Source organism: Bradyrhizobium sp. 2TAF24, from assembly GCF_052115025.1.
GTDB lineage: Bacteria > Pseudomonadota > Alphaproteobacteria > Rhizobiales > Xanthobacteraceae > Bradyrhizobium_A.
Window position 1 is genome coordinate 93,958 of record NZ_JBFRFW010000011.1, and the last position, 23,257, is coordinate 117,214.

At 68.3% G+C, this 23,257-nt stretch carries 18 protein-coding genes; 4 read left to right on the plus strand and 14 right to left on the minus strand.

The window, feature by feature from the left end; translation table 11 throughout:
- Positions 1-14: 14 nt before the first annotated feature.
- The 6 genes from AB4Z37_RS17975 to AB4Z37_RS18000 are packed head-to-tail and all read right to left on the minus strand — an operon-like array spanning position 15 to position 5,772.
- The gene (locus AB4Z37_RS17975) at positions 15-833 is read right to left on the minus strand and encodes an IclR family transcriptional regulator (protein ID WP_441518106.1); all 819 of its coding nucleotides are present in this window, start codon (positions 831-833) and stop codon (positions 15-17) included.
- Positions 830-1,762: an NAD(P)-dependent oxidoreductase gene (locus AB4Z37_RS17980; RefSeq protein ID WP_441518107.1), complete on the minus strand. Its 933-nt coding sequence runs from the start codon at positions 1,760-1,762 to the stop codon at positions 830-832. Before AB4Z37_RS17980 ends, AB4Z37_RS17975 begins: the two co-directional genes overlap by 4 nt.
- Positions 1,759-3,219 carry an aldehyde dehydrogenase gene (locus AB4Z37_RS17985; RefSeq protein ID WP_441518108.1) on the minus strand — a complete coding sequence of 487 codons (1,461 nt, stop codon included), beginning with the start codon at positions 3,217-3,219 and terminating at the stop codon, positions 1,759-1,761. The genes AB4Z37_RS17980 and AB4Z37_RS17985 overlap by 4 nt, the downstream gene beginning before the upstream one ends.
- A 38-nt stretch (positions 3,220-3,257) precedes the next feature.
- On the minus strand, positions 3,258-4,481 hold the full coding sequence (locus tag AB4Z37_RS17990) for an ABC transporter substrate-binding protein (RefSeq protein WP_441518109.1): 1,224 nt from the start codon (positions 4,479-4,481) through the stop codon (positions 3,258-3,260).
- Between the two features lie 20 nt (positions 4,482-4,501).
- The gene (locus tag AB4Z37_RS17995) at positions 4,502-5,359 is read right to left on the minus strand and encodes an alpha/beta fold hydrolase (RefSeq protein WP_441518110.1); all 858 of its coding nucleotides are present in this window, start codon (positions 5,357-5,359) and stop codon (positions 4,502-4,504) included.
- On the minus strand, positions 5,356-5,772 hold the full coding sequence (locus AB4Z37_RS18000; RefSeq protein ID WP_441518111.1) for a hypothetical protein: 417 nt from the start codon (positions 5,770-5,772) through the stop codon (positions 5,356-5,358). The genes AB4Z37_RS17995 and AB4Z37_RS18000 overlap by 4 nt, the downstream gene beginning before the upstream one ends.
- Before the next feature lie 173 nt (positions 5,773-5,945).
- Here AB4Z37_RS18000 and AB4Z37_RS18005 point away from each other — a divergent pair, with 173 nt between their 5' ends.
- The 3 genes from AB4Z37_RS18005 to AB4Z37_RS18015 all read left to right on the plus strand — a co-directional run bounded on the left by AB4Z37_RS18005 (position 5,946) and on the right by AB4Z37_RS18015 (position 8,743).
- Positions 5,946-6,500 carry an RrF2 family transcriptional regulator gene (locus AB4Z37_RS18005; protein WP_441518112.1) on the plus strand — a complete coding sequence of 185 codons (555 nt, stop codon included), beginning with the start codon at positions 5,946-5,948 and terminating at the stop codon, positions 6,498-6,500.
- Between the two features lie 79 nt (positions 6,501-6,579).
- Positions 6,580-7,296, plus strand: a complete 717-nt coding sequence (locus tag AB4Z37_RS18010) for an NAD-dependent epimerase/dehydratase family protein (protein WP_441518113.1) — start codon at positions 6,580-6,582, stop codon at positions 7,294-7,296.
- A 139-nt stretch (positions 7,297-7,435) separates the two neighbouring features.
- Entirely contained in the window at positions 7,436-8,743 is a 1,308-nt protein-coding gene (locus AB4Z37_RS18015; protein ID WP_441518114.1) for an NAD(P)/FAD-dependent oxidoreductase, read from the plus strand.
- A 454-nt stretch (positions 8,744-9,197) separates the two neighbouring features.
- Here AB4Z37_RS18015 and AB4Z37_RS18020 read toward each other — a convergent pair whose 3' ends face one another.
- Genes AB4Z37_RS18020 through AB4Z37_RS18050 form a run of 7 tightly spaced genes read right to left on the minus strand, consistent with a single transcriptional unit; the run spans position 9,198 to position 19,644 of the window.
- Positions 9,198-12,515 (minus strand): carboxyl transferase domain-containing protein, encoded by a 3,318-nt coding sequence (locus AB4Z37_RS18020; RefSeq protein ID WP_441518115.1) that lies wholly within the window; start codon positions 12,513-12,515, stop codon positions 9,198-9,200.
- On the minus strand, positions 12,508-14,226 hold the full coding sequence (locus AB4Z37_RS18025) for an AMP-binding protein (protein ID WP_441518116.1): 1,719 nt from the start codon (positions 14,224-14,226) through the stop codon (positions 12,508-12,510). Before AB4Z37_RS18025 ends, AB4Z37_RS18020 begins: the two co-directional genes overlap by 8 nt.
- A gap of 11 nt (positions 14,227-14,237) precedes the next feature.
- The gene (locus AB4Z37_RS18030) at positions 14,238-15,248 is read right to left on the minus strand and encodes an ABC transporter ATP-binding protein (RefSeq protein ID WP_441518117.1); all 1,011 of its coding nucleotides are present in this window, start codon (positions 15,246-15,248) and stop codon (positions 14,238-14,240) included.
- Complete coding sequence (locus AB4Z37_RS18035; RefSeq protein ID WP_441518118.1) at positions 15,245-16,252, minus strand: ABC transporter ATP-binding protein; 1,008 nt, start codon at positions 16,250-16,252, stop codon at positions 15,245-15,247. Before AB4Z37_RS18035 ends, AB4Z37_RS18030 begins: the two co-directional genes overlap by 4 nt.
- Position 16,253: 1 nt before the next feature.
- On the minus strand, positions 16,254-17,150 hold the full coding sequence (locus AB4Z37_RS18040) for an ABC transporter permease (RefSeq protein WP_441518119.1): 897 nt from the start codon (positions 17,148-17,150) through the stop codon (positions 16,254-16,256).
- A complete protein-coding gene (locus tag AB4Z37_RS18045; protein WP_211967090.1) occupies positions 17,143-18,063 on the minus strand; it encodes an ABC transporter permease in 921 nt (306 codons plus the stop codon). Before AB4Z37_RS18045 ends, AB4Z37_RS18040 begins: the two co-directional genes overlap by 8 nt.
- Before the next feature lie 21 nt (positions 18,064-18,084).
- Positions 18,085-19,644: an ABC transporter substrate-binding protein gene (locus tag AB4Z37_RS18050; protein WP_441518120.1), complete on the minus strand. Its 1,560-nt coding sequence runs from the start codon at positions 19,642-19,644 to the stop codon at positions 18,085-18,087.
- A 277-nt stretch (positions 19,645-19,921) separates the two neighbouring features.
- Between AB4Z37_RS18050 and AB4Z37_RS18055 the strand changes: the two genes are divergently transcribed.
- Entirely contained in the window at positions 19,922-20,677 is a 756-nt protein-coding gene (locus AB4Z37_RS18055) for a GntR family transcriptional regulator (RefSeq protein ID WP_441518121.1), read from the plus strand.
- Positions 20,678-20,689: 12 nt separating this feature from the next.
- Here AB4Z37_RS18055 and AB4Z37_RS18060 read toward each other — a convergent pair whose 3' ends face one another.
- Positions 20,690-22,993, minus strand: coding sequence for a nitric oxide reductase activation protein NorD (locus AB4Z37_RS18060; protein ID WP_441518122.1), 2,304 nt, complete (start codon positions 22,991-22,993; stop codon positions 20,690-20,692).
- Positions 22,994-23,257 lie beyond the last annotated feature (264 nt).

Below are 23,257 nucleotides of genomic sequence, written 5' to 3' on the forward strand. Positions count from 1 at the left end.
AGCCGCCGCCGCTTTCATCGCTCCCTCCGTCGCGCGGTGCGCGCGGCCTGCTCCGCCGGCGCCGCGAACGGCGGCCAGGCGCCGCCAAGGGCGCGGGTCAGCTTCGCCGCGGCCGTGCCTGCCGCCTGCCGCATGGCCTCGATCTCGTCCTCGCCGAAGCGCTCGCGCGGCCCGGACAGCGACAGCGCGCCGATCAGTCGGCCATCCGGGCCGAACACCGGCGCCGCGACCGCGGCGCAGCTGGGATCGCGTTCGCCGAGCGACAGCGCCCAGCCGTCGCTGCGAATGGTGTCGTAGCGCGCACCGCGCTCGCCACCAAAGGCCAGGATCACCTGCCCTGCGGCGCCAGCGTGCAGCGGATAGAGCGAGCCGGCCTCGATGCGGTCGAGGGTCGAATGAGTGGAATTGACGCGAAGCAGACACAGACGGCTGCTCTGGTCCTGGCGAACATGGAAGGACGGGCTCTCCGTGCCCTGCGCCACCAGTTGCTGCAGCACCGGCATGATATGGTGATGCAGCGTGTTCTTGCGCTCGAACGCGGCGCCGAGGCGGAATGCGGCGGGGCCGAGGTCGTAGTGGCCATCGCCGAGCCGGGTGACATAGCCCTTGTCTTCCAGCGTCACCAGCAGGCGCAGGATCGTGCTCTTGTAGAAGCCGGTGTCGCGCGACAGATCCGCAAGACTGATCGGTGCGGCTGCGGCTTCCACCGCCGCGACGATCGACAATGCGCGCTCGACCGCGGCGACACCGCCGCCGTCCTTCTCCCTGTCGGGGGCCTTATCTTTGCCCGATTGCTTGCTCGATTCCTTGCCCGATCCCGCTGCAGGGCTCACGCCGAAGTTCCTCCGTTGTCGTCGGCGACCTCATCCCGCTGCGCCGCGATCACCCGCGCCACCACCGGCCAGTACAGGTCGCCAAAGCCACTCTCGGCCGCACGCGCCAGCAGGCCATCGGCGGTCTCGGCGCCTGCGAGCGTGAGGCCGACCGATCTGGCGAGGTCCAGCGCGTAGCCGAGATCCTTGCGCGCATACTGCGTCGAGAACGCCCGCTCGGGGAAGGTGTCGACCAGCATCGCCTTCATGCCGTGGTTGCGCAGCGCGAAGCTGTCGGCCGACCCCTTGGTCAACGTCTCGAACAGCACCTTGCCGTCGAGGCCGGCGCGCCGCGCCGTGGCCAGTGCCTCGCCGAGCGCCACCACCGTCTCGACCAGCACCATGTTGTTCAGGATCTTGACAATCTGCCCGGCACCGACAGGACCGCAATGAGTGATGTCGGTGGCGAGCGTCGCCAGCATCGGCCGGATCGCCTCATAGGTCGGTTCATCCGCGCCGACCATGATGCTGAGCGTGCCGTCTTCCGCCGCCTGGCGGGTGCGTGCGATCGGGGCGTCGGCATAGCGCGCGCCCTTGGCGGCGAAGCGCCCGGCGAGATCGCGCGTCAGATCGACCGGCGAGGTGCCGAGATCGACGATCGTGTGGCGGGCCTGCGCATGCGCCAGCAGGCCACCCTCGCCGCCGCACACCGCCTCGACATGGGCGCCGCTCGGCAGCGCCAGGAAGACCGTGTCGCACACCGACATGAGGTCGGCGAGGCTTGCCGCGCGCTCGACGCCGACCATCGCGAGGCGCTGCAGCGGCGCGGCGTCGCGATCGAAGGCCGTCACCCGGACGTTGCCCTTGCGGGCAAGGTTGCGGCACATCGGCTCACCCATGACGCCGAGCCCGACGAAGCCGACGCGGCGCAGGACAGGTGCTGATATCATGCGGCACCTGTAGCGTCGGCGAGGCCGAAGTAGATGCTCTTGCTCTGCTGGTACAGACGCATGCCCTGAATTCCCTTCTCGCGGCCGAGGCCGCTGTGCTTGAAGCCGCCGAATGGCGCCGCGATGCTGAGCTGCTTGTAGGTGTTGATCCAGACCGTGCCGGCCTGGACCGCGCGCGCCACCCGCCACGCCTTGCGGTAATCGCCCGTCCAGACGCCGCAGGCAAGCCCGTAGACACTGTCGTTGGCCTGCGCGATCACGTCGTCCTCGTCGTCGAACGGCAGCACGCACAAGACCGGGCCGAAGATCTCCTGCCGGCACACGGTCGCGGCATTGTTAAGACCCGCAATGATGGTCGGCAGATAGAACGCCCCCGCCGTGAGCGCGTCGTCGTCTGGACGGCGGCCGCCGCTGACAATGGCGCCGCCCTCATCGCGCGCCGACTGCACGAAGCGCTCGACCCTCTCGCGATGCGGGAACGAGGCCAACGGCCCCATGGTGGTGCCGGCCTGCGCCGGCAGGCCGACACGCAAGGCTTCCGTCCGCGCGCGCAGCTTGTCGAGGAAGGGATCATAAATTGCGCGCTGCACGAATAGCCGAGAGCCGGCGACGCAGGACTGCCCGGAGCCCTCGAAGATGCCGCCGGCGACACCGTCGACCGCGGCATCGAGGCCCGCATCGGCGAACACGATGTTCGGCGACTTGCCGCCGAGTTCCAGCGCCGACGGGATCAGCCGGTCGGCGCACAGCCGCGCGATCGCCCGTCCCGTTTCGGTGCCGCCGGTGAACGACACCATGCCGACGGACGGATGCGTCACCAGCGCGGCCCCGGTGTCCGCGCCGGTGCCGGTCAGAACGTTGAGCAGCCCCGGCGGCAGCCCGGCCGCAACAGCGATGGCGGCGATATCGAGGGCTGCGGTCGGCGTCACTTCGGACGGCTTGAGGACCACCGCGTTGCCGGCGGCGAGCGCCGGCGCCACCTTCTGCGCCTCCATGGTGAGCGGCGAGTTCCAGGGGGTGATCGCGGCGACCACGCCGATCGGCTCATGCACCGTCATCGACAGATAGTCGCCGCGCGGCGGCGTCAGCTCCGATTCCGTGGTCTCGCACACCGCCGCATAGTAGCGATAGGTGGCGATCGCGCTCGCCACCTGCGCCCGGCACTCGGCGATGACCTTGCCGTTCTCCTGCATCTGGATCGCCGCAAGGTCCTCGGCACATGCCGCCATGCCATCGGCAATGCGCGAGAGAATTCGCGCCCGCTCGTGCGGTCGCATGGTGCGCCACGCCGTCTGCCCGGCTGCCTCCGCGGCTATGCGCACCGCCGCATCGACATCGGCGGCGTTTGCGGAGGTGAATTCGCCGTTGCGCCGCCCCGTGGCAGGATCGATCGAGGCGAACAGCGGACCGGTGCCTGCGACGGGCCGGCCGCCGACGAAGTTTGGACGCGGATTCATGACAGCTCCAGACAGAAGACGTGCGACGTTGTGGCCGCTCAGCGCTTGACCAGCGGACACTCGCTCTCGCTCAGCGGGCGGAACGCCTGCTCGCCGGGAACGGAGGTGAGGATCTTGTAGTAGTCGTACTTGTACTGCAACTCCTGCGGCTTCTTGACCTGCACGAGGTACATGCGATGCAGCACGCGGCCGTCGGCACGGATGTCGACGTCCTTGTTGTACATGTCGTTGACCTTCATCTCGTGCATCTTGGCGGCGACCGCCGCGGTGTCCGTGGTGCCGGCGGCTTTCACCGCGGCGAGATAGTGATGTACGCCGCTGTAGACGCCGGCCTGCACCATGCTCGGCACCCGGCCGTCCATCTTCGCGAAGTAGCGCTTGCTCCAGGCCCGTGTCTCGTCGTCGAGATCCCAGTAGAACGAGGACGCGATCTGCAGCCCCTGCGTCGCCTTGAGGCCGAGGGCATTGACGTCGGTGATGAACACCAGAAGCCCGGCGAGACTCTGGCCGCTTTCGACGATGCCGAACTCGCTCGCCTGCTTGATCGCGGTCTGCACGTCGGCGCCGGAGGTGGCGAGGCCGACGACCTTGGCCTTGGAGCTCTGCGCCTGCAGCAGGAACGAGGCGAAGTCCGCGGTGCCGAGCGGATGCGCCGCCGAGCCCAGCACCTTGCCGCCCGCCGCATCGATGAAGCGCGTGGCGTCGCGCTGCAGCGCATGGCCGAAGGCGTAATCCGCCGTGATGAAGTACCAGCTGTTGCCGCCGGCCCTGGTCACCGCCTCGCTGGTCATCTTCGACAGCGCGTAGGTATCGTAGGTGAAGTGGAAACTGACCGGCGAGCAGGCCTTTCCGGTGAAATCCGACGAGCCCGGGCCGCTGACGATGAAGATCTTGTTGCGCTGCCTGGCGACCTCGAGGATGGCGAAGCCGGCGGACGACGCCGCACCGTCAGCGATGACGTCGACGCCCTCGTTCTCGATCCACTTGCGCGCCGTCGCCGCGGCGATGTCGGGCTTGTTCTGGTGATCGGCGCTGATGATCTCGATCTTCTTGCCGAGAATCTCGTTGCCGAAATCCTCCGCTGCGAGTTTGGCGGCGGCGACCGAGCCGCGACCGCCATTGTCCGCGAATACGCCGGACTGATCGTTCAGCACGCCGATCTTGATGGTGTCGCCGGCGGCGGAGGCTGCACTCGCCCAGCCGCAGGCGGCGACGAGCGCCGCCGTGGCGGCCCACTGCCGCATGGTCCTGGTGTCAGTCACTTGGATGTCCCTCTGTGTTGTCAGGCTGTTTGTCGTTGGGCGATCTCCGCCAGCACCGGCGCGATATAGCGGCGGAACTGGGCGGGGTTCTCGCTCATGGGGAAGTGCCCGAGCTTCTCCATGATGGTCACCTGCGCGCCGGGGATGCTCGCCGCGGTGCGCAGCGTATCCTCGGGCGAGCAGGAGAAATCGTACTCGCCGGTCAGCAGATAGAGCGGACAGCGCGCGGGATCGATGCCACTGAGGCGGCCGCGCAGGTCGCCGTCGACCCGGTAGAAATAGAGGTCGCCCTTGAACACGCCGGGGCCGCCCTGCTTGTAGGCCCACAGCGTCTCGCGGCGCGTCGCCTCCGGGCTCTGCGGCGCGACGAGACCGGACACCAGCGCGGCGCAGACCTCGCCGCCATGAACATCCGGCCGGTTCAGCCAGTCGGTGTCGTACCAGGGCTGCTGGAAGTCAGCGGCCTCCAGCCCGATCAGCGCGCGGAATTCGTCACCATGATCGTTGGCGAGGTTGAGCACGATGCGCCCGCCGATCGAGCAGCCCATCACCACAGGCCTGTCCAGCCCGAGCGCACGGCAGAACGCACGAACGGTCCGTGTGTAGCTCGCGGTGGTCAGGCGGTACTCGTCGCCTGCGAACGCTTCCGGCGGATTGGACTTGCCATGCCAGGGCAGATCGAAAGCGATGATGCGATAGGTCTGGACGAACTCCGGATCGGTCAGCAAGTGCCGCCATTGCCGGCCGTCGGAGCCTGCGGTGTGCAGGCAGACCAGCGGGATGCCGCTGCCGCTCTCCTCAAAATAGATGCGATGGTCGACACCGTCGATGTCGACATGCACATAGCGGCCGACGATCGGCTCGATGATCGCGGTCATGCGGCCCTTCCCGGCATCTGCGCACGCGGCAGCGCCAGCAGATCCTTGAAATACTGCAGGTGACAGAGGAACGGGTGCAGATCGCCGGACAGCGTCGCCTCGCCGCGCTTGGTCAGCGCCAGCAGATCGTGCCAGCCCGCTTTCGGCTCGGTCTCCCAGTAGGCCCGCCACGCGCCTGCCGTCGCGGTGTAGCCGAAACGCCATGACGGCATCGGCCGCGAAGGCACCGTCATCTCCACGATGCGACCGCGACGAATGGCAGCCAGGAACGGCTGCTCGACAGGCCCGAGCCAGCAGTCGACATCGAGCAGTTGCGCCCGCGCGATCAGGCGCGGCGCCGCCTCCAGCAGCGCGGGCAGCGTCGCGAACGTGCGCGCCACCACGGCATCCACCGCCTGCACATTTCCTTGCATCGCCGTCGCCCTCGTCGCACATCGTTCTGCTTGACAGAACGATCGTTCTTTTTCTATTTCTACGACGTTGCCCTGCCCCGCGCAAGCCCCGCGGAGGCGGCCTCCTGCGCGGCTAAGATCACGGCCGCATCCCGCGCTTGCCTTCTAAAACGCGGACTAATATAGTCCGCGTTATGGCGCACATCGGATCGAGCGTTGAATATGGCTTGCACTGCCTGCTGTGGCTGGTGGAACCGCCGGAGACACCACCCAGCAGCCGCGATCTCGCGGAATTCCAGGGCGTGTCACCGTCATTCATGGCGAAGATCATGCCCAAGCTGGAGAAGGCCGGCTTCGTCACTGCATCCGAAGGCATCCGCGGCGGCTATCGCCTCGCGCGATCGCCCGACAAGATCACGGTGCTCGACATCGTCGACGCACTGGAAGGACGCAAGCCGCTGTTCGACTGCCAGGAGATCCGCGGCCGCTGTGCGCTCTATGGCGGCAAGCCGCCGGCGCGCCAGCTCAACGGCGTGTGCAGCATCCATGCCGTGATGCTGCGCGCCGAGCAGAGTATGCGCGCCGAACTCGCCGGCACCACACTCGCCGATCTTGCGGGCGTGGTCGGGCGCAAGCTGCCGGCGGGCTTCGCCGCGCAGGTCCAGACCTGGTTCAGCGACCGGGCCGCCGCGCGCATCGAGGCGCGCGACGCGCCGGACACACCAGCACGCAAGCGCCGCCGACGCTAAGCCGGCGCCGCACCGCCAATCCACCGGCAACGATGCCGCGCATCTGGCGACGAAATCCCTCATCAACCAAGGCACAGACATGTCCCATCGCATCTTCCTCGCCGGCGCCGCCGGCGTCATCGGCCGCCGCCTGACCCCGCTGCTGCGCAGCGCCGGCCACACCGTGATCGGCACCACGCGCACGGCGCAAGGCGCCGACACGTTGCGCGCACTTGGCGCTGAGGCCGCTGTCGTCGACGTATTCGACGCCGACGCGCTGACCGGCGCCGCCGTCGCGGCAAAGCCCGACATCGTGATGCACCAGCTCACGGATCTCGCCATGCTGCACGATCCGGCAACGCGCGACGAAGCCGTGGCGCGCAACGCCCGCATCCGTCGCGAGGGCACGCGCAATCTCGTGCAGGCCGCGCACGCCGCCGGCGCGCGGCGGCTGGTGGCGCAGAGCATCGCCTGGATCTATGCGCCGGGCGCCCTGCCCCACACCGAGCAGGATCCGCTCGACACCAGTGGCAGCGGACCGACGGGCGGCGCGGTCGCCGCGCTGGAGCAGCAGATCCTCGACGCTGCGCCGATCGAGGGCGTCGTGCTGCGCTACGGCCTGTTCTATGGTCCCGGCAGCAACGACGCGCCGGTTCATCCGGTGGCCGTGCATGTCGACGCCGCGGCCCATGCGGCTCTGCTCGCTCTCGACCATGGCCATGGCATCTACAACATCGCCGACGCCAACGATCAGGTCACCAGCGACAAGGCCCGCGCTGAGCTCGGCTGGCGCGCGGATTTTCGCCTGCCGTCCTGATGGGGATCCCGCCGGTGGCTGCGATCACAGATCGCAACCACCGGCTTCATGGCCACCGCGCGATTTTGATTGCGGACAGGTGCCATGCCCGGCCTACAATGCGACATCGTTCCGATGCCGCATTGACTGTCGTGTGCCCATGACCGCAAATCCGCAAGCATCCGCCATCCCGCCGCGCGCCGGCGGCCGCCACCGCGTCGTCATCGTCGGCGCCGGCTTCGGCGGCCTCGAACTGGTGCACCGCCTGCGCGGCGTGCCCGTCGACATCACCCTGATCGACCGCCGCAACCATCATCTGTTCCAGCCGCTGCTGTACCAGGTCGCGACCGCTTCGCTTGCGACCTCCGAGATCGCCTGGCCGATCCGCTTCCTCTTACGCGGCCGCCCCGAGGTGACAACGCTGCTCGGCACCGTCACCGGGATCGACAGCGCCGCACGCGCCGTGCAGCTCGACGACGGCAGCACACTCCCCTACGACACGCTGGTGCTCGCCACCGGCGCGCGGCATGCCTATTTCGGCCACGACGAGTGGGAGCCGTTCGCCCCCGGCCTCAAGACGCTGGAAGACGCCACCACCGTCCGCCGCCGCATCCTGATGGCGTTCGAGCGCGCCGAGCGCGAGAGCGATCCGGCGCGGCGCGCCGCCCATCTCACCTTTGTCATCGTCGGCGCCGGCCCGACCGGCGTCGAGCTCGCCGGCACCATCGCCGAACTGGCGCGCGTCACCATGCCGCCGGACTTCCGCAACATCGACACCCGCAAGACCCGCGTGCTGCTGATCGAAGCCGGGCCACGCGTGCTCGCCGGATTTCCCGAGGATCTCTCGGCTTACGCCCAGCGCTCGCTGGAGAGCCTCGGCGTCGAGGTCGTGCTGGGGCAGCCGGTGTCGGAATGCTCCAGCGAAGGCGTCGTCTATGGCGGCCACAAGCTCGCCGCCAGCACCATCATCTGGGCGGCGGGCGTGCGCGCTTCGCCGGCGGCGGAGTGGCTCGGCGCCCCGGCGGACCGCGCCGGCCGCCTGCAAGTCCGCCCCGATCTCACCGTGCCCGATCATCCCGAGATCTTCGCGGTCGGCGACACCGTCACCATCGATGGCCCGGACGACCGGCCCGTGCCGGGCATCGCGCCGGCGGCGAAGCAGCAGGGCGGCCATGTCGCGCGCACCATCGCGGCACGGCTGCGCGGCGACACGACGACGACGCCCTTCCACTACAAGCACGCCGGCAGTCTCGCCCAGATTGGCAAGAGTCTCGCGGTGATCGACTTTGGCCGCATCAAGCTGCGCGGCGCCATCGCGTGGTGGATCTGGGGCCTCGCCCACATCTACTTCCTGATCGGCGTGCGCAACCGCCTCGCCGTCGCCATGAACTGGCTGTGGATCCACACCCGCGACCAGCGCGGCGCGCGGCTGATCACACAAGGGCGCGACACGACCAAGCCGGGCTGAGCGGCGCCTCGTGCCTATCATCGCTATCGTCCGGAAGCGACCATCGTCTCTCCTCATTCTGAGGAGCCCGCGCAGCGGGCGTCTCGAAGGATGAGGCCCCGAGGAAGCGCCCCTCACACTGCGACCGCTCCCCTTGCTGCGTCATGCCCGGGCTCGTCCCGGCCATGACGGCTGAGAGTCAGTGGCCTCATGATTCGAGACGCGGCCCGCGGCCGCTCCTCACCATGAGGAGAGGCACCGCGCGACGAGGGACGGCCTCTCCCCGTCATCCTGAGGTGCGAGCGGAGCGAGCCTCGAAGGATGGACGGCCGCTGAGCAACGGTTCGGGCCGTCGCCCTTCGAGGGCCATGCTTTGCATGGCCACCTCAGGGTGACGGATCACGTCGCCGCACTCCATGTCACGAATGCTGTTCTGAGCGACACGTGACACCTGGTCGTCCTGATCGCCCGGCCTTCACCACGTATCCACACACGGTCGCTTTCGCCCGTCACGGTGCGGCTGGCGCGGGGCCGAACGAAGGCCGCGGATGACCCAGGCGCGGGTGTCGATGGGATCGATCACCTGGTCGATCTCGAGCACCGAGGCGATGTTGATCGCCTTGCCGTTCTCGTAGAACTTCGCGACCATGTCGCGGAAGAACTTGTCACGCGCCACTGGATCGGCGATCGCCTCCATCTCCTTGCGGAAGCCGAGCCGCACGGCCCCCTCGAAGCCCATGCCGCCGAACTCGCCGGTCGGCCAGGAGATGGTGAAGGTCTGCGCGTGGAAGCCGCCGCCAGCCATCGCCTGCGCGCCAAGGCCGTAGCCCTTGCGCAGCACCACGGTGAAGTATGGCACGGTGATGCTCGCCGCGGTGACGAACATGCGCGACACATGCCGCACCAGCGCGGTCTTCTCCGCCTCCGGCCCGACCATGAAGCCGGGCGTGTCGCACAGCGACAGCAGCGGAATGTCGAAGGCATCGCACAGCTGCACGAAGCGCGCCGCCTTGTCGCCGGCGTCGGCGTCGATCGCACCGCCAAGATGTTTTGGATTGTTGGCGATGAGGCCGAACGGCTGGCCCTCGATGCGGATGAACGCAGTGAGGATGCCGACGCCGAACTCCGGCCGCAGCTCCAGCACCGAGCCATGGTCGGCCACCGTATCAATGACCGTGCGGATGTCGTAGACCCGCAGCCGGTTCTCCGGAATCGCACGGCGCAGCAGGCGCTGGTCCGGCGCGGTCCACTCCGCAATCGGGCCCTGGAAATACGACAGGTACTTCTTCGCCGCTTCGATCGCCTCGCTTTCGTCCTCGACCAGGACGTCGACGACACCGTTCGGCACCTGGAACGACATCGGCCCGACCTCCTCGGGCCGGTAAACGCCGAGACCACCGCCCTCGATCATCGCCGGACCGCCCATGCCGAGCGTGGTATCCTTCGTGGCGATGATGACGTCGCAGCAGCCGAGCAGCGCCGCATTGCCGGCGAAGCAGCGGCCCGACACGACGCCGACCAGCGGCACGAGGCCGCTCAGCTTGGCGAACTGGCCGAAGGTCGGCACGTCGAGACCGGTAACGCCGAGCCGCTCGGTGTCGCCGGGCCGGCCGCCGCCACCCTCGGCGAGCAACACGACCGGCGTGCGCAGCTCCTCGGCGAGCTTGAACATGCGGTCCTGCTTCTTGTGGTTGCGCTGGCCCTGCGTGCCGGCGAGCACGGTATAGTCGTAGGCCACCACCATGCAGCGCGCGCGGTCGGCGTCGAAGTGCCGGCCGTTGACGGTCGCGAGCCCCGATACGACGCCGTCCGCCGGCGTATTGCGGATGAGGTCGTCATGGGTGCGGCGGGCACGTTGCGCGGCGAGCGCCAGCGAGCCGTACTCGATGAAGCTGCCGTCGTCGACCAGCGCGTCGATGTTCTCGCGCGTGGTGCGCTGGTTGGTCTTGCGGCGGCGCGCCACCGCATCGGGGCGGTTCTCGTCGAGCGTGAACGCCTGCCGGGCGATCATCTCGGCAAGATCGGGCCGGATGGCATCGAGATCGGCGACATGGTCGTCCGCCTCCACCGCGCCGTCGATCTCGGCGGGCTCGATGAAGACAATGGCGTCGTCCTTGGCGAGGGTATCGCCGACCTTGGCCGCAACGAGCCGCACCACACCGCCCTGCGTCGCCGCGACGAGGTGCTCCATCTTCATGGCTTCGAGCACCGCGATCTGCTGGCCCGGCCGCACGGTGTCGCCATCGGCGACGGCGATCGCGACGACCGTGCCCTGCAGCGGCGCGGGAACGCCGACCGTACCCGCAGGCGCGGTCGCCCGCGACGCCGTGGCTGCGGCGTCCGCCACGCCGCCGGCGCCTGCAAAGAAGCGATGCGGATGCGCCGCTGCGGCCGCCTCCGCCAGCTCCGCCGCGTGGGTCTCGACGAAGCGGGTGTTGACGCGGTTGGCGACGAACGCCTTGTTGGCGAGCAGCGCCTGGAGGAACGGCAGGTTGGTGGCGACGCCCTCGATCCGCGCTTCGCAGGCGGCGCGGTAGGACTTGCCTGCCGCGGCGGCGAAGTCGGAGCCGGCCGAATGCACGATCAGCTTGGCGAGCAGCGAGTCGAACGACGTGCCGGTGCGATAGCCGGTGTAACCGAAGCTGTCGACGCGCACGCCCGGGCCGGACGGCATATCGAACGCGGTCAGTGTGCCGCTCGCCGGCTGGGTGTTGCCGTCGCGGTCCATGGTCTCCATGTTGACCCGCAGCTGGATGGCATAGCCGCGCGGCGGCGCGATCGCCCCTTGGCTGAGCCCGAGCGCGGCGAGCGTCGCGCCGCCGGCGATGCGCAGCTGGGTCGCGACGAGATCGACGCCGGTCACCTCCTCCGTAACAGTGTGCTCGACCTGCAGGCGCGGATTGGCCTCGATGAAGGCGAAGAACGCGCCCTCCTCGGGATCGCCGGCATCGACCAGGAACTCGAAGGTGCCGAGATTGTCATAGGACGCGGCTGTGGCGAGCTTGAGCGCCGCGCCGGTGATGCGCTCGCGCTGCGCCGGCGACAGCGACGGGCTCGGCGCGATCTCGATCAGCTTCTGGTTGCGGCGCTGGATGGTGCATTCGCGCTCCCACAGATGGCACACCGCGCCACCGCAGTCGCCGACCACCTGCACTTCGATATGGCGGGCATCCTCGACCAGACGCTCGACATAGACGGCGTCATCGCCGAAGGCAGCTTTGGCCTCGGAGCGGCAGCGCGCATAGGCCTCCGCGACATCGGCAGCCTGACGCACGGCACGCATGCCGCGGCCCCCGCCGCCGGACACCGCCTTGATCATCATGGCGCCGCCGCCAAGACTGTCGAAGAACGCCACCGCTTCGTCGAGCGTCGTCGGCCCGGTCGTGCCCTCGATCACCGGCACGCCGGTCTTCATCGCGAGCTTGCGCGCCGCGACCTTGTCGCCGAACAGCTCCAGCGCCGCCGGTGACGGTCCGACGAAGGTGATGCCGGCCTCAGCGGCGCGCCGCGCGAAGGTGGCATTCTCGCTGAGGAAACCGTAGCCGGGATGGATCGCATCGCAGCCGCTGTCGCGGGCGATGGCGATCATGCGGTCGATGTCGAGATAGGCCGCGGCACCTGCGCGCCCCAGTGGCTGCGCCTCGTCGGCCTTGCGGACATGCAGCGACAACGCGTCGTCGGCGGAATAGACCGCGACCGTGGCGATGCCGAGATCCGCCGCCGCGCGGGCGATCCGGATGGCGATCTCACCGCGGTTGGCGATAAGGAGCTTTTTGAACACACGTTCACCCATGGAGCAACTGACCCAGTTCCTGCTTCTTGACCTTGCCCGTCGCCGTCATCGGCAGGGACTCGACGATGCGCACTTCCGGCACCTTGAACGCCGCCATGCGTTCACGGCACCAGCCCTCGATCGCTTTCGCAGTCGTCCCAGCGCCTGTCTCCGCATTGATCAGCACGAACGCCACCGGCACCTGGCCGCGCTCCTCGTCGGGACGCGGCACCACACCGGCCGCAGCCACCGCCGGATGCTGTCCCAGCAGCGCCTCGACCTCGCCGGGGAACACGCTCATGCCCTTGACCTTGATCATCTCCTTGCGGCGGCCGAGGTAGTGCAGATAGCCGTCCTCGTCGATCAGGCCAATGTCGCCGGAGTGCAGCCAGCCGTTGCGCAGGGTGTCGGCGGTCGCTTCCGGCTTGTTCCAGTAGCCCTTCAGCAGCGACGGCGTGCGGCAGCAGATCTCCCCCTCCGATCCCAGCGGCAGGATGGCGCCGGTGTCGAAATCGCAGATCTTGAACTCGGTGCCCGGCACCGGCAGGCCGACGAAGGTCGGCCGCGACTTCAGGTCGAAGTCGTCGTCCTGCATTCCGGTGGTGAAGCTGTCGGAGGTGTGGGTCTCGGTCATGCCCCAGGCCGACTCGGCGAGGATGGTGCCGACCTTCTCCTGCCAACGGCGGCGATAGTCCATGTTGAGCTTCTTGACGAACGACACCACCCGCACATTGGTCAGTGAACTGAAATCGAACTCGCCGAAGCGGGGATGGTCCATCAACTCCAGCGCGCCGTCGACCGGCATCGCCGTGCTCGTCACCTTGTAGCGGTCGATCGCCGTCATGACAGCGACCGGATCCCAGCGCGTCAGCAGTACCAGCGTGGTGCCGCTGAACACCGGGAAGATGAGACACATGTTCTCGCCCGCAATCCAGAACTCGGGGAAGAAGCTCAGCGCGATCGAGGTGTCCGGCGGCGGCGCCAGCGAGGTGTTGGCCGCGACCGTATAGAGCATGTCGCGCTGGGTGTGGATGCAGCCCTTGGGCATGCCCGTGGTGCCGCCGGTGTAGTTGAGCGCGGCGACGTCATCGAGCGAGGCGCCCTCCGGGAACGATGGCGCCGCGATGGTCGCGAGCACCGGCATCATGTCGACGGCATCCGGACAGGCGATCTTCGCCGCCAGTGCCGCGGACGGTGCGGGGATCTCCGGCTTGCCCGGCATCACGTCGGCGAAGCTCGTGACAATGAGGCGGCGCAGTTGCGTGTCCGGCAGCACCTCGCGCACCACCGGCATCAGCTGATCGAGCGCGACGATGGTCTCCGAGCCGCAGTCCTTGACCTGGTAGCCGAGCTCGAATGCCTTGGACAGCGGGCTGACCGGGCAATGCACCGCGCCGAGCTTGAGGATGCCGAAGAACGCGATGTGAAACTGGGGACAGTTCGGCATGAACACCGAGACGCGGTCGCCCTTGCGCACGCCCTGCTGCGCCAACAGTGTGGCGAACAGGTCGCTCTGGCGGTCGAGCTCGGCATAGGTCATGACCGCGCCGTAGAAAATCACCGCCGGCTTGGTCGGGCGCAACCGCGCCCAGGCCCGCAAATACTCGGTCAGCGGCTTCTCGCCATGGGGATAGCTGATCTCGCGGGCGAGCTCCTTCGGCCACGCCTTGGCATAGAGGGTGCGCAGGTTGGCCAGGTACGTTTCTTCTTCAATCGGTTGTGGCTGGGACATGCTCGACCCTGTCAGGCTGGAGACAACGACAATGGCGGAATGACTTCGGTGTGATGGCAGGCGACGAGCTGGTCCGCCTCGAGCGCCCGCGCCGTAGGCGCCTCGGTGGTGCAGATATCGGTGGCGTAGGGGCAGCGCGGATTGAACTTGCAACCCGGCGGCGGCGCCATCGCGCTGCCGATATCGCCACGGATCACGCCGGCCGGCGGGCGATGGTCGGGGTCCGGCCGCGGCACGGAGGCGAGCAGCGCACGGGTATAGGGATGATGAGGTCGCGCGAACACCGTGGCGGTCGGCCCGCGCTCGGCCATGCTGCCGAGATACATCACGCCGACATGGGACGAGAAATGCTCGACCAGCGCGAGATCGTGGGCGACAACGAGATAGGTCAGGCCGAACTCCTCCTGGATGTCGGCGAGCAGGTTGAGGATCTGCGCCCGGATCGAGACGTCGAGCGCCGAGATCGGCTCGTCCAGCACCATGAACGACGGCTTGAGCGCGAGCGCACGGGCAATGGCGATGCGCTGGCGCTGGCCACCCGAGAATTCATGCGGATAGAGATCGGCCGCCGTCGCCGGCAGGCCGACGACGTCGAGCAGCTCGGCGACGCGGGCGCGGCGGCTGGCGCGGTCGCCGATGCCATGGGCCATCAGCGGCTCGGCGATGATGGTGCGCACCCGCAGCCGTGGATTGAGCGAGGCGTACGGGTCCTGGAACACGGCCTGCGCCTGGCGGCGATAGGCGCGCAGTTGCGCCGGCGACGCCGATCCCAGCGCCACCCCATCGAACAGGATGTCGCCGGACGTCGGCTGCTCCAGACCGAGCACCAGCTTGGTCAGCGTGGTCTTGCCGCAACCGGATTCGCCGACCAGCGCGAAGGTCTCGCCGCGGCCGATGCGGAAGCTGATGTTCTCGACCGCGCGCACGACGCCGCCGCCGCGCATGCGGAAATGCCTGGTGAGGTCGCGCACCTCGAGCAGCGGCGTCGCCGCCCCGCCCCCTCCGTCGTCCGGGCTCCTCATGGCCGTGGCTCCGCCAGCCAGCACGCCGCCTTGTGGCCCCGCCCGACCTCGAACACCGGCGGATCGTCGTCGCAGCGCTTCATCCGCTGCGGGCACCGCGCGGCGAAGCGGCAGCCTTGCGGTGGATCGATCAGGCTCGGCGGCTGGCCGGCGATCGCCTCCAGCCGACGGCGGCGCTGGCCGAGATGGGGAATCGAATTGAGCAGCCCCCGCGTATAGGGGTGCGCGGGATTTCGGAAGATCTCGCGGACGTCGCCGCTCTCCACCACCCGCCCGGCATACATCACCGCGATGCGGTGGCAGATGCCGGCGGCAGCGCCGAGGTCGTGGGTGATGAGGATGATGCCGACGCCGCTCTCGCGCTGCAGCTCGCGGAACAGCTCCATCATCTGCACCTGGATGGTGACATCGAGGGCGCTGGTTGGCTCGTCGGCGATCAAGAGGCGCGGCGCGCAGGCGATCGCCATCGCCGTCACCACGCGCTGGCGCATGCCGCCGGAGAACTGGTGCGGGTAATCGTCGAGGCGCTTGGCCGGCGAGGGAATCCGTACCCGCCCCAGCACCGCCTCGACCGCCCGGCGGATCGGGCCACGGCCCTGGACGAGGTTGTGGTAGCGGAACGGTGCGCCGACCTGGTCGCCGATGGTGAATACCGGATTGAGCGAGGTCAGCGGATCCTGCGACACCATGGAGATGCGCCGTCCGCGCCAGTCGCGCGCCATCTCGTCGTCGCTGAGCTTGACGAGATCGGTGCCGTCGAGCTCGATCGAACCGGACACGATGCGCCCGCCGGGCTTGGGCAGGAGGCGCAGCATCGACAGGCTGGTCATGGTCTTGCCCGAGCCGGACTCGCCGACGACGCCGAGGGTCTCGCCCTCCGCGACCTCGAGGTCGACGCCATCGACGGCGCGCACCACGCCGCGTCGCAGATGGAGATAGGTCTTGAGGCCCGAGACCTTGAGCAGTGGCGGCTTGCGCGCCTCGTCGACTGCGGTCATCGTCATGTCAGAGCTGCCTGCGTTTGGGATCGAAGGTGTCGCGCAGCCAGTCGCCGATCAGATTGGCCGACAGGCAGGTCAGCATGATCGCGACGCCGGGCAGCGTGATCGCCCACCACGCGTTCTCGATATAGCTGCGCGCGTCCGCCAGCATCAGGCCCCAGGACACGTCCGGGCTCTGGATGCCGAGACCCAGAAAACTCAGCGACGCCTCGAAGATGATCACTTGGCCAACCTGCAGCGTCGCCAGCACCAGCAGGGTGTTGAGCACGTTGGGCAGCAGGTGGCGCACGAAGATGGTCGGCGTCGAGCAGCCGGCGACCTTGGCGAGCGCGACATAGTCGCGTTCCCTGAGCGACAGGATCTCGCCGCGGACGATGCGGGCATACCAGGTCCAGTAGGTGATGGAGATCACCACGATCACCGTGGTCAGGCTCGGCGACAGAACGGTGGCGATCACCAGCGCCAGCGCCAGCGAGGGGATCGACATCTGGATATCGACGAGCCGCATGATGGTGACATCGACCCAGCGGCCGAAATAGCCGGCGATCATGCCGATGAGCGCGCCGACGCCGCCGGAGATGACGATGGCATAGAGCGCGACCGTCAGCGAAATCCGCGCACCGGCGATGATCCGGCTGAGGACGTCACGGCCGAGATTGTCGGTGCCGAGCAGGTGGTCAAGCGAGCCGCCGTCCTGCCAGGCCGGCGGGTGGAAGGCCGCGCCGAGGTCGAGGCCGTTGGGGTCGTGCGGCGCGATCGCCTCGCCACCGATGGCCGCGATCACCACCAGCGCGAAGATCAGCAGCGACAGATACGGCACGCCGCCGCCGGCGATGCGGCGCAGCCAGCGCCCGCGCATCGCGCCGGGAAGCGTCGTCGGGGTCGCGGAGACGTCAGCCATCGTGCCGGATCCTCGGATCGATCAGGCCATAGCTGAGGTCGACCAGCAGGTTGGAGGCGACGAACAGGATCGAGGTGAACAGCACGCCGGCCTGCACCACCGGGAAGTCGCGGGCGAACACCGCCTCCACCACCGTGCGGCCGAGACCCGGCCAGGCGAAGATCACCTCGACGACGAAAGCGCCTCCGAGCATCGAGGCGAAGTAGACGCCGAGCACGGTGACCAGCGGTACGGCGGCATTGCGGAAGGCGTACTTCCACACCAGCAGCCGCTCCGGCGCACCGAGGGCGCGGCCCATGCGGATGTAGTCGCTGTCGAGCACGTCGAGCATCGCCGAGCGCACGATGCGGGTCTGCGCCGCGACCGGATACCAGCCGAGTGCGATCGCCGGCAGGACGAGATGGGAGAGGCCGCCCGCTCCGAACGCCGGCAGCCAGTTGAGCTGCACCGCGAACACCAGGATCAGCAGCAGGCCGACCCAAAAGCCCGGCATCGCCTGCCCGAGCATGGCGAAGCCCTTGCCGAGCTTGTCGATCCAGCCGCCGCGATGGACCGCGGAGAGCACCCCGAGCGGCACGGCGAGGGCCACCGAGAACAGCAGCGCCGACAACGCGAGTTCGATAGTTGCCGGCAGCCGATCGAGCACGAGGGTCAGCGCCGGCATCTGCCAGCGGTACGAATTGCCGAAATCGCCGGTCAGCGCCTTGCCAGCGAAGATCAGGTACTGCATCCACACCGGCTTATCGAGGCCCATGGCCTCACGGGTCTGATCGATTAGCGCCTGCGGCGCGTCGACCGGCAGCAGCAGCACGATGGGATCGCCCGTCATGCGGGAGATCACGAAGATCAGGATCGAGGCGCCGATGATGCTGACGATGCCGTGCAGCAGCCGGCGCAGGGCGTAGGCGAGCATGGGTTTGCTCCGCAGGTCCGCTTACGGCTTGAGCCCGATTTCCTGGAAACCGCGCCACGCGCCCGGATAGGGCCAGGGCTTGAACTCGACCTTGTCGCGCCAGGCGAAGGTGATCACCGGGCGATAGGTGGTGAGGCCGCCGAGGACGTTGTCATGCTTGTAGCGCGAGATCTTGCGGATCACTTCCTCACGCTTTGCCGGATCCATGGTGGCTTTCAGCTCCTCGACCATGGCGTCAGCCTGCTTGTCGTCGGTGTAAGAATAGCTGCCCCAGCCCTTGCCCGGCACGAAGCTATGCAAATGCCCACCCCACGGCGTCGCCGGATCGCCCGGCAGGCCCTGCGTCCACATCCAGCTGAGGATGCCATCCATTTCCGGCGGGCCGTTGCGGCCGCGGCGGCCGAGATTGATCCACGCGCCGTATTCGAGGCCTTGCACCTTGCAGCGGATGCCGACCGTGCCGAGATAGGCGAAGATCGCCTCGCCCATCTCCTTGACGTTGGGCTCGCGCGGCGTCGTCAGGTTGTAGCAGGGTGTCTCGAAACCGTTGGGATAGCCGGCCTCGGTGAGCAGGCGCTTGGCTTCCTTCGGATTGTAGGCCCAGGGCTTGAGATCGGGATCGTAACCGGTGCTGCCCTTGCCGACTTCGGCATAGCGCTCACCCTGGCCGAACAGCACGCTCTTGATGATCGCATCCATGTCGATCGCCTGCGCGACCGCCTGACGGACTTTGAGCTTGTTGAACGGCGACTCCGGCTTGTAGGTCGGGAAATCGATGTAGAGGTTGTTGCCGGAGATCGCGGTGAAGGTCCTCACGCCCGGCATCTTCTTGAATTCGGCGACCATCGCCGGCGGCACATTGTCGATCCAGTCGACCGCGCCAGACTTGAACGCGGCGACGCGCGTCAGGTCCTCGGGAATGATCTTGATGGTGAGGTTCTTGACCTTCGGCCGCGCGTCCTTGTTCCAGTAGTCGTCGAAGGCCTCGAGCTTGAGATCCTCCTTGACCGAGCGCGACACGAACTTCCACGGACCGGTGCCGACCGGCGCCTTGGCGAAACCGTCTTCGCCGACCTGCTCGAAATATTTCTTGGGGATCGCCCACAGTTCCAGCGAATCGGCAATGTAGTTGCCGTCCGGCTCCTTGAAATGGATGCGGAAGTGCAGGTCGTCGACGATCTCGAAGCGCTCGACATTGGCCTGCAGGTGCGACCAGCGCGAGACCTTGGGATCGCGCAGCCGCTGGAACGAGAATTCGAAGTCCGCGGAGGTGAGCGGGTCGCCGTTGTGGAACTTGACGCCGGGACGCAGCTTGACGTCGATCACCGGCTTGCCGTCCTGCTGCTGCAGCTCCCACGACTGCGCCAGCCAGTTCACCATCTTCTGGTCGGGATCGTAGCGAACCAGTTGCTCGAACATCTGCGAGATGAAGTAGTGGTCGACGCCGGCGGAATATTTCGTCGGATCGAGCGTCGTGCCCTCGGCGCCGAACGCCACCGTCAGGCCGCCGCTCGCCTGCGCGGATGCCAGCGTCGGGCACAGCGCCACCGCGAGCGCAAACACGATCCTCGTCGCCTTCATGGTCGTCCTCCCGTGGACCGGATGCGCTGCATCCGTCTTTTCTGGCCGCTTGTGCGGTTGCGCATCTGCCACCGCCGCGAGATGGACGCATGTTCGTCTCGCAGACTGCGGCGCTGCCATGCTGCACCGCACGTGTTCCGTGCGTGCAGCGACATGCCTGCTTGTGACCCAAGCGGACCACGCGACCGGCCAATTGTCAATTGTCGACAATTGGACAAGTGAGCGATAATGCGCCTAGTATTTCCGCGTTCTGGAATGGATGGGGCGACGACAGCACATGACGAACATTGAAGCCGGTCCGCGCACGGCGACGCCACGACGGCGCGGCGAGCGCACGCGCACCATTCCCGAGCAGATCGCCGATCACGTCAGCACCGCGATCATCGGCGGCGAGTATCGCGGCGGCGAACGAATCCGCGAGCAGGAACTGGCGACGCTCTATGGCGTCAGCCGCGGGCCGGTGCGCGAAGCGATCCGCGCGCTGGAGCAACGCGGCCTCGTCAATTTCTTTCCGCGACGCGGCGCCTATGCGATCGCCGTGACCCTCGACACCATCATCGAGATCTTCAATGTCCGCGCCGCGCTGATGGGCCTTGCGGTGCGTGACCTCGCCCGCCGCAAGGATCGCAGCGTCGCTGCCGACCTCGACACCGCGATCGCCGAACTGCGCCAGCTGGCGAAAGCGCGTGGCACGCCGCCCGAGCGCTTTGCCCGCGCGGTGGCGCGCTGCGGCGGCATCGTCGCCGCACGCTGCGGCAACCAGTATCTGTCGCGGTTGCTGCACCAGCAGCTCGACCGCACGCTGTGGGGCCTGATCTGGCGTGAACGCTCGCTCGATTTCTTCACGCCGCGCCGCCAGCAGGCCGCGCTCAGGGAATGGGAGATCGTCTCGACCGCCCTCGCCGCCGGCCGCGACGCCGAGGCCGAACGCGCCATGCGTCTGATCTTCTTCAACGCCCGCGACGCGGCGATCGCCACCCTGGAAAAGGCGCGCGGCGAGAAAGTCAACCGCGCTCATCTCATCAAGGACTAGCGAAACCCGCGGCTACTTCTTCAGCTCGGCATAAAGATGCATGACGCGCGCCGGCAGCACCTCGACGCGCGGCACGCGCAGCGCGCGGCGTTCGCCGAAGATGCGGTCGAGCTGGCGGAACGGACCTTTGCCCATGCCGAATGCGAAGGTGTCGATGCCGCGCCGGCGCAACTGCTGCACCACGCGCCGCGCGTCCTCGGCAAGGTAGGCCGGATCCGGCACGTCGACGTCGGATGGCTCACCGTCGGTCAGCACCAGCAGCACGCGGCGGAACGCGCGGCGCTGCGCCAGCGCCTGGCCGGCATGACGCAACGCCGGGCCGAGCCGCGTCGAATGGCTGCTGGCAAGACCGGCGAGCCGCGATCGGGCGATGGCGTCCATCGGCTCGTCGAAATCCTTGATGCGGAGATAGCGCACGCGCTCGCGTCCATCGGAATTGAAGCCATGCACGGCGATGGCATCACCAGCGTCGGCGACTGCGGCTGCCATAATGGTCGCCGCCTCGCGCTCGACCGCGAGAATGGACCGGCCCTGGCGGTCGCGATCGGCGGTCGACTGCGACAGGTCGAGCAGCAGCAGCACGGCAAGATCGCGCGGGCCGGGCATGTCGCGCTGATAGGCGCGCGGCTCCGGCCACAGCCCCGCACGGCGATCGATCGCCTGGGCGATGCAGGCATCGATGTCGAGGGTGTCGCCCTCGCGCTGGGCGCGCAGGCGGACGCGGCGGCCGATCGAGGCATCGCGCGTCAGCGCGGCGATGCGCTGCATCGCCTGCATGTCCGCTGCCGGCAGATGCGCTGCGTGCGCCTGGCCGACCGGTGCCGCGACGGCCTCCAGCACCGTGGTCCAGTCCGGCCGCTCGATGCCAGCGGCATAATCCCATTCCGGATAGGTCGCGGCGGGAAGGCCGTCGAGCAGCGCCACCTGCGCCGTGCGGGCGCGGCGGGTCTCATCCGGCGGCGCGCTGTCGTCCTGCGATTGGCCATCGTCGCGCTGCTCGCGCTCGATCCGCACCGAATCGACCGTGAGCTCAATCTCCTCCGTGGGCGCGTCCGGCTGGTCGCCGAAATCCCACAGCGCGAGGTTGTCGTCGCGATAGACCGGCTCGACCACATAGGTCCGCGCATTGAACTGCAGACGCATCTGGCCGATGTCATTGCCGAGCAGGCCGCCGATCTCGCGGCTGATCGCCGGATCGTGCCAGCGCGATGCGGCGTCCGCGAACAGCGCACGGCCCTTGGCGACCCAACCGCTGTCGTCGGCGTACTCCGGATCGAGCAGCGCACGCGACAGGCGCATCATCAGGCCCGCGGCGGTCATGGTGTCGGTCGGCTGGGCGCTGTGGAACGGCAGCCACAGCCGCCGCAGGCCCGGCATGTCGCACAGCGCCAGCGTCTCGACCCGCGCATCCTCGATCAGCGACACCAGCGCGATCTGCAGCGGCTTGAGCTGGCCGACTGGAAAGCGCACCGTCGAGTGGCGAAAATGCGCGCCGGCATGGGCGGCGGCGGCGCGGTAGAGCGCATCCGCGCGCGCCTCGCCGTAGCCGGGAAAGTTTTCCGGCAATCCGATAAGGCCGGCTACGAGCGAGGCGCGGCGCGGCACCGGCAGCGCTTCGGTCGCGGTGAGCTTGCGGAAGCGCGGCGTCCAGTCCCACAACGCATGCATGTTGGCTGCGAGACGGCGCTCCAGCCGGGTGAGATCGCCGGTCGAACGCCCGAGCGCGAGCAGGCGTGCCGACAGCGGATCGTCGAGGCCGAAATAGGCGCGGCGGCGCCGGGCGCTGGTCGAGGCCGAGCGCAGGCCGCCGGAAATCCAGGCGGCGAAGTCGCCGGCGTTCGCCTGGGTTAGCAGCCGTTCCAGCCGCCCGAGCACCAGCGCCACGACATCGGGCGCGGCCTCAGCCAGTTCGTGCAGCGCGTCGAGCGCGATCGTCAGCTCCATCGAGGTCGGCAACCGCTGCAGCACCTTCGGCAGCTCGATCAGCAACGCCAGGGCGCCACGGCTGCCGGCCTCGCGCCCGACCAGCCGCACCGCGCGCCCGACCGCAAGCAGATCCGCCACCGGCCGGCTCTGCGGCCACTGCCCGGAGATGCGCAGATAGGTGCGCACGACGAGATCGCCGAGATTGGCGTCCATCAGGCCGAGCAGCACCTCGTCCCATGCCGTGAGATGTTCGGCGACATCGGCGCGGCGCTGCAGCGCCACCTTCGCTCCATGAAACGCCGTCGTGAGGTCGTCATGCCCCTGCAGCACCGTCGCCAGGCGGCGGCTGAAGCGGAAGCTGTCCAGCGAACTGATGGTGGCGCTCGACATCGCTGGCTCCGCTACGACGGCAACGTGGCGATACGGGTTGGATGCCCCGGCGCTGCAAACCCTTCCGCGTCATCACCGGGCCGGCGCGTCAGCGCCGTGACCCGGTGATCCGGCTTCACGGCGCCTCCCCCAGGCGACGGCAGGCTGGATGCGCGGGTCAAGCCCGCGCATGACGCTGAATGTGGAGCTGCCCTACCCATTCCATCACATCCGATTCGATCACCCTGCGCTCTGCGGCCTTGCCAGCATCGATACCTCGGCGAT

What these genes read in the sequence shown, in the direction of transcription:
- AB4Z37_RS17980 (WP_441518107.1), bottom strand. Translation starts at nt 1,762, where the DNA reads ATGATATCAGCACCTGTCCTGCGCCGCGTCGGCTTCGTCGGGCTCGGC.
- AB4Z37_RS17985 (WP_441518108.1), bottom strand. Translation starts at nt 3,219, where the DNA reads ATGAATCCGCGTCCAAACTTCGTCGGCGGCCGGCCCGTCGCAGGCACC.
- AB4Z37_RS17995 (WP_441518110.1), bottom strand. Translation starts at nt 5,359, where the DNA reads ATGACCGCGATCATCGAGCCGATCGTCGGCCGCTATGTGCATGTCGAC.
- AB4Z37_RS18000 (WP_441518111.1), bottom strand. Translation starts at nt 5,772, where the DNA reads ATGCAAGGAAATGTGCAGGCGGTGGATGCCGTGGTGGCGCGCACGTTC.
- AB4Z37_RS18005 (WP_441518112.1), top strand. Translation starts at nt 5,946, where the DNA reads ATGGCGCACATCGGATCGAGCGTTGAATATGGCTTGCACTGCCTGCTG.
- AB4Z37_RS18010 (WP_441518113.1), top strand. Translation starts at nt 6,580, where the DNA reads ATGTCCCATCGCATCTTCCTCGCCGGCGCCGCCGGCGTCATCGGCCGC.
- AB4Z37_RS18015 (WP_441518114.1), top strand. Translation starts at nt 7,436, where the DNA reads ATGACCGCAAATCCGCAAGCATCCGCCATCCCGCCGCGCGCCGGCGGC.
- AB4Z37_RS18020 (WP_441518115.1), bottom strand. Translation starts at nt 12,515, where the DNA reads ATGGGTGAACGTGTGTTCAAAAAGCTCCTTATCGCCAACCGCGGTGAG.
- AB4Z37_RS18025 (WP_441518116.1), bottom strand. Translation starts at nt 14,226, where the DNA reads ATGTCCCAGCCACAACCGATTGAAGAAGAAACGTACCTGGCCAACCTG.
- AB4Z37_RS18030 (WP_441518117.1), bottom strand. Translation starts at nt 15,248, where the DNA reads ATGAGGAGCCCGGACGACGGAGGGGGCGGGGCGGCGACGCCGCTGCTC.
- AB4Z37_RS18035 (WP_441518118.1), bottom strand. Translation starts at nt 16,252, where the DNA reads ATGACGATGACCGCAGTCGACGAGGCGCGCAAGCCGCCACTGCTCAAG.
- AB4Z37_RS18040 (WP_441518119.1), bottom strand. Translation starts at nt 17,150, where the DNA reads ATGGCTGACGTCTCCGCGACCCCGACGACGCTTCCCGGCGCGATGCGC.
- AB4Z37_RS18045 (WP_211967090.1), bottom strand. Translation starts at nt 18,063, where the DNA reads ATGCTCGCCTACGCCCTGCGCCGGCTGCTGCACGGCATCGTCAGCATC.
- AB4Z37_RS18050 (WP_441518120.1), bottom strand. Translation starts at nt 19,644, where the DNA reads ATGAAGGCGACGAGGATCGTGTTTGCGCTCGCGGTGGCGCTGTGCCCG.
- AB4Z37_RS18055 (WP_441518121.1), top strand. Translation starts at nt 19,922, where the DNA reads ATGACGAACATTGAAGCCGGTCCGCGCACGGCGACGCCACGACGGCGC.
- AB4Z37_RS18060 (WP_441518122.1), bottom strand. Translation starts at nt 22,993, where the DNA reads ATGTCGAGCGCCACCATCAGTTCGCTGGACAGCTTCCGCTTCAGCCGC.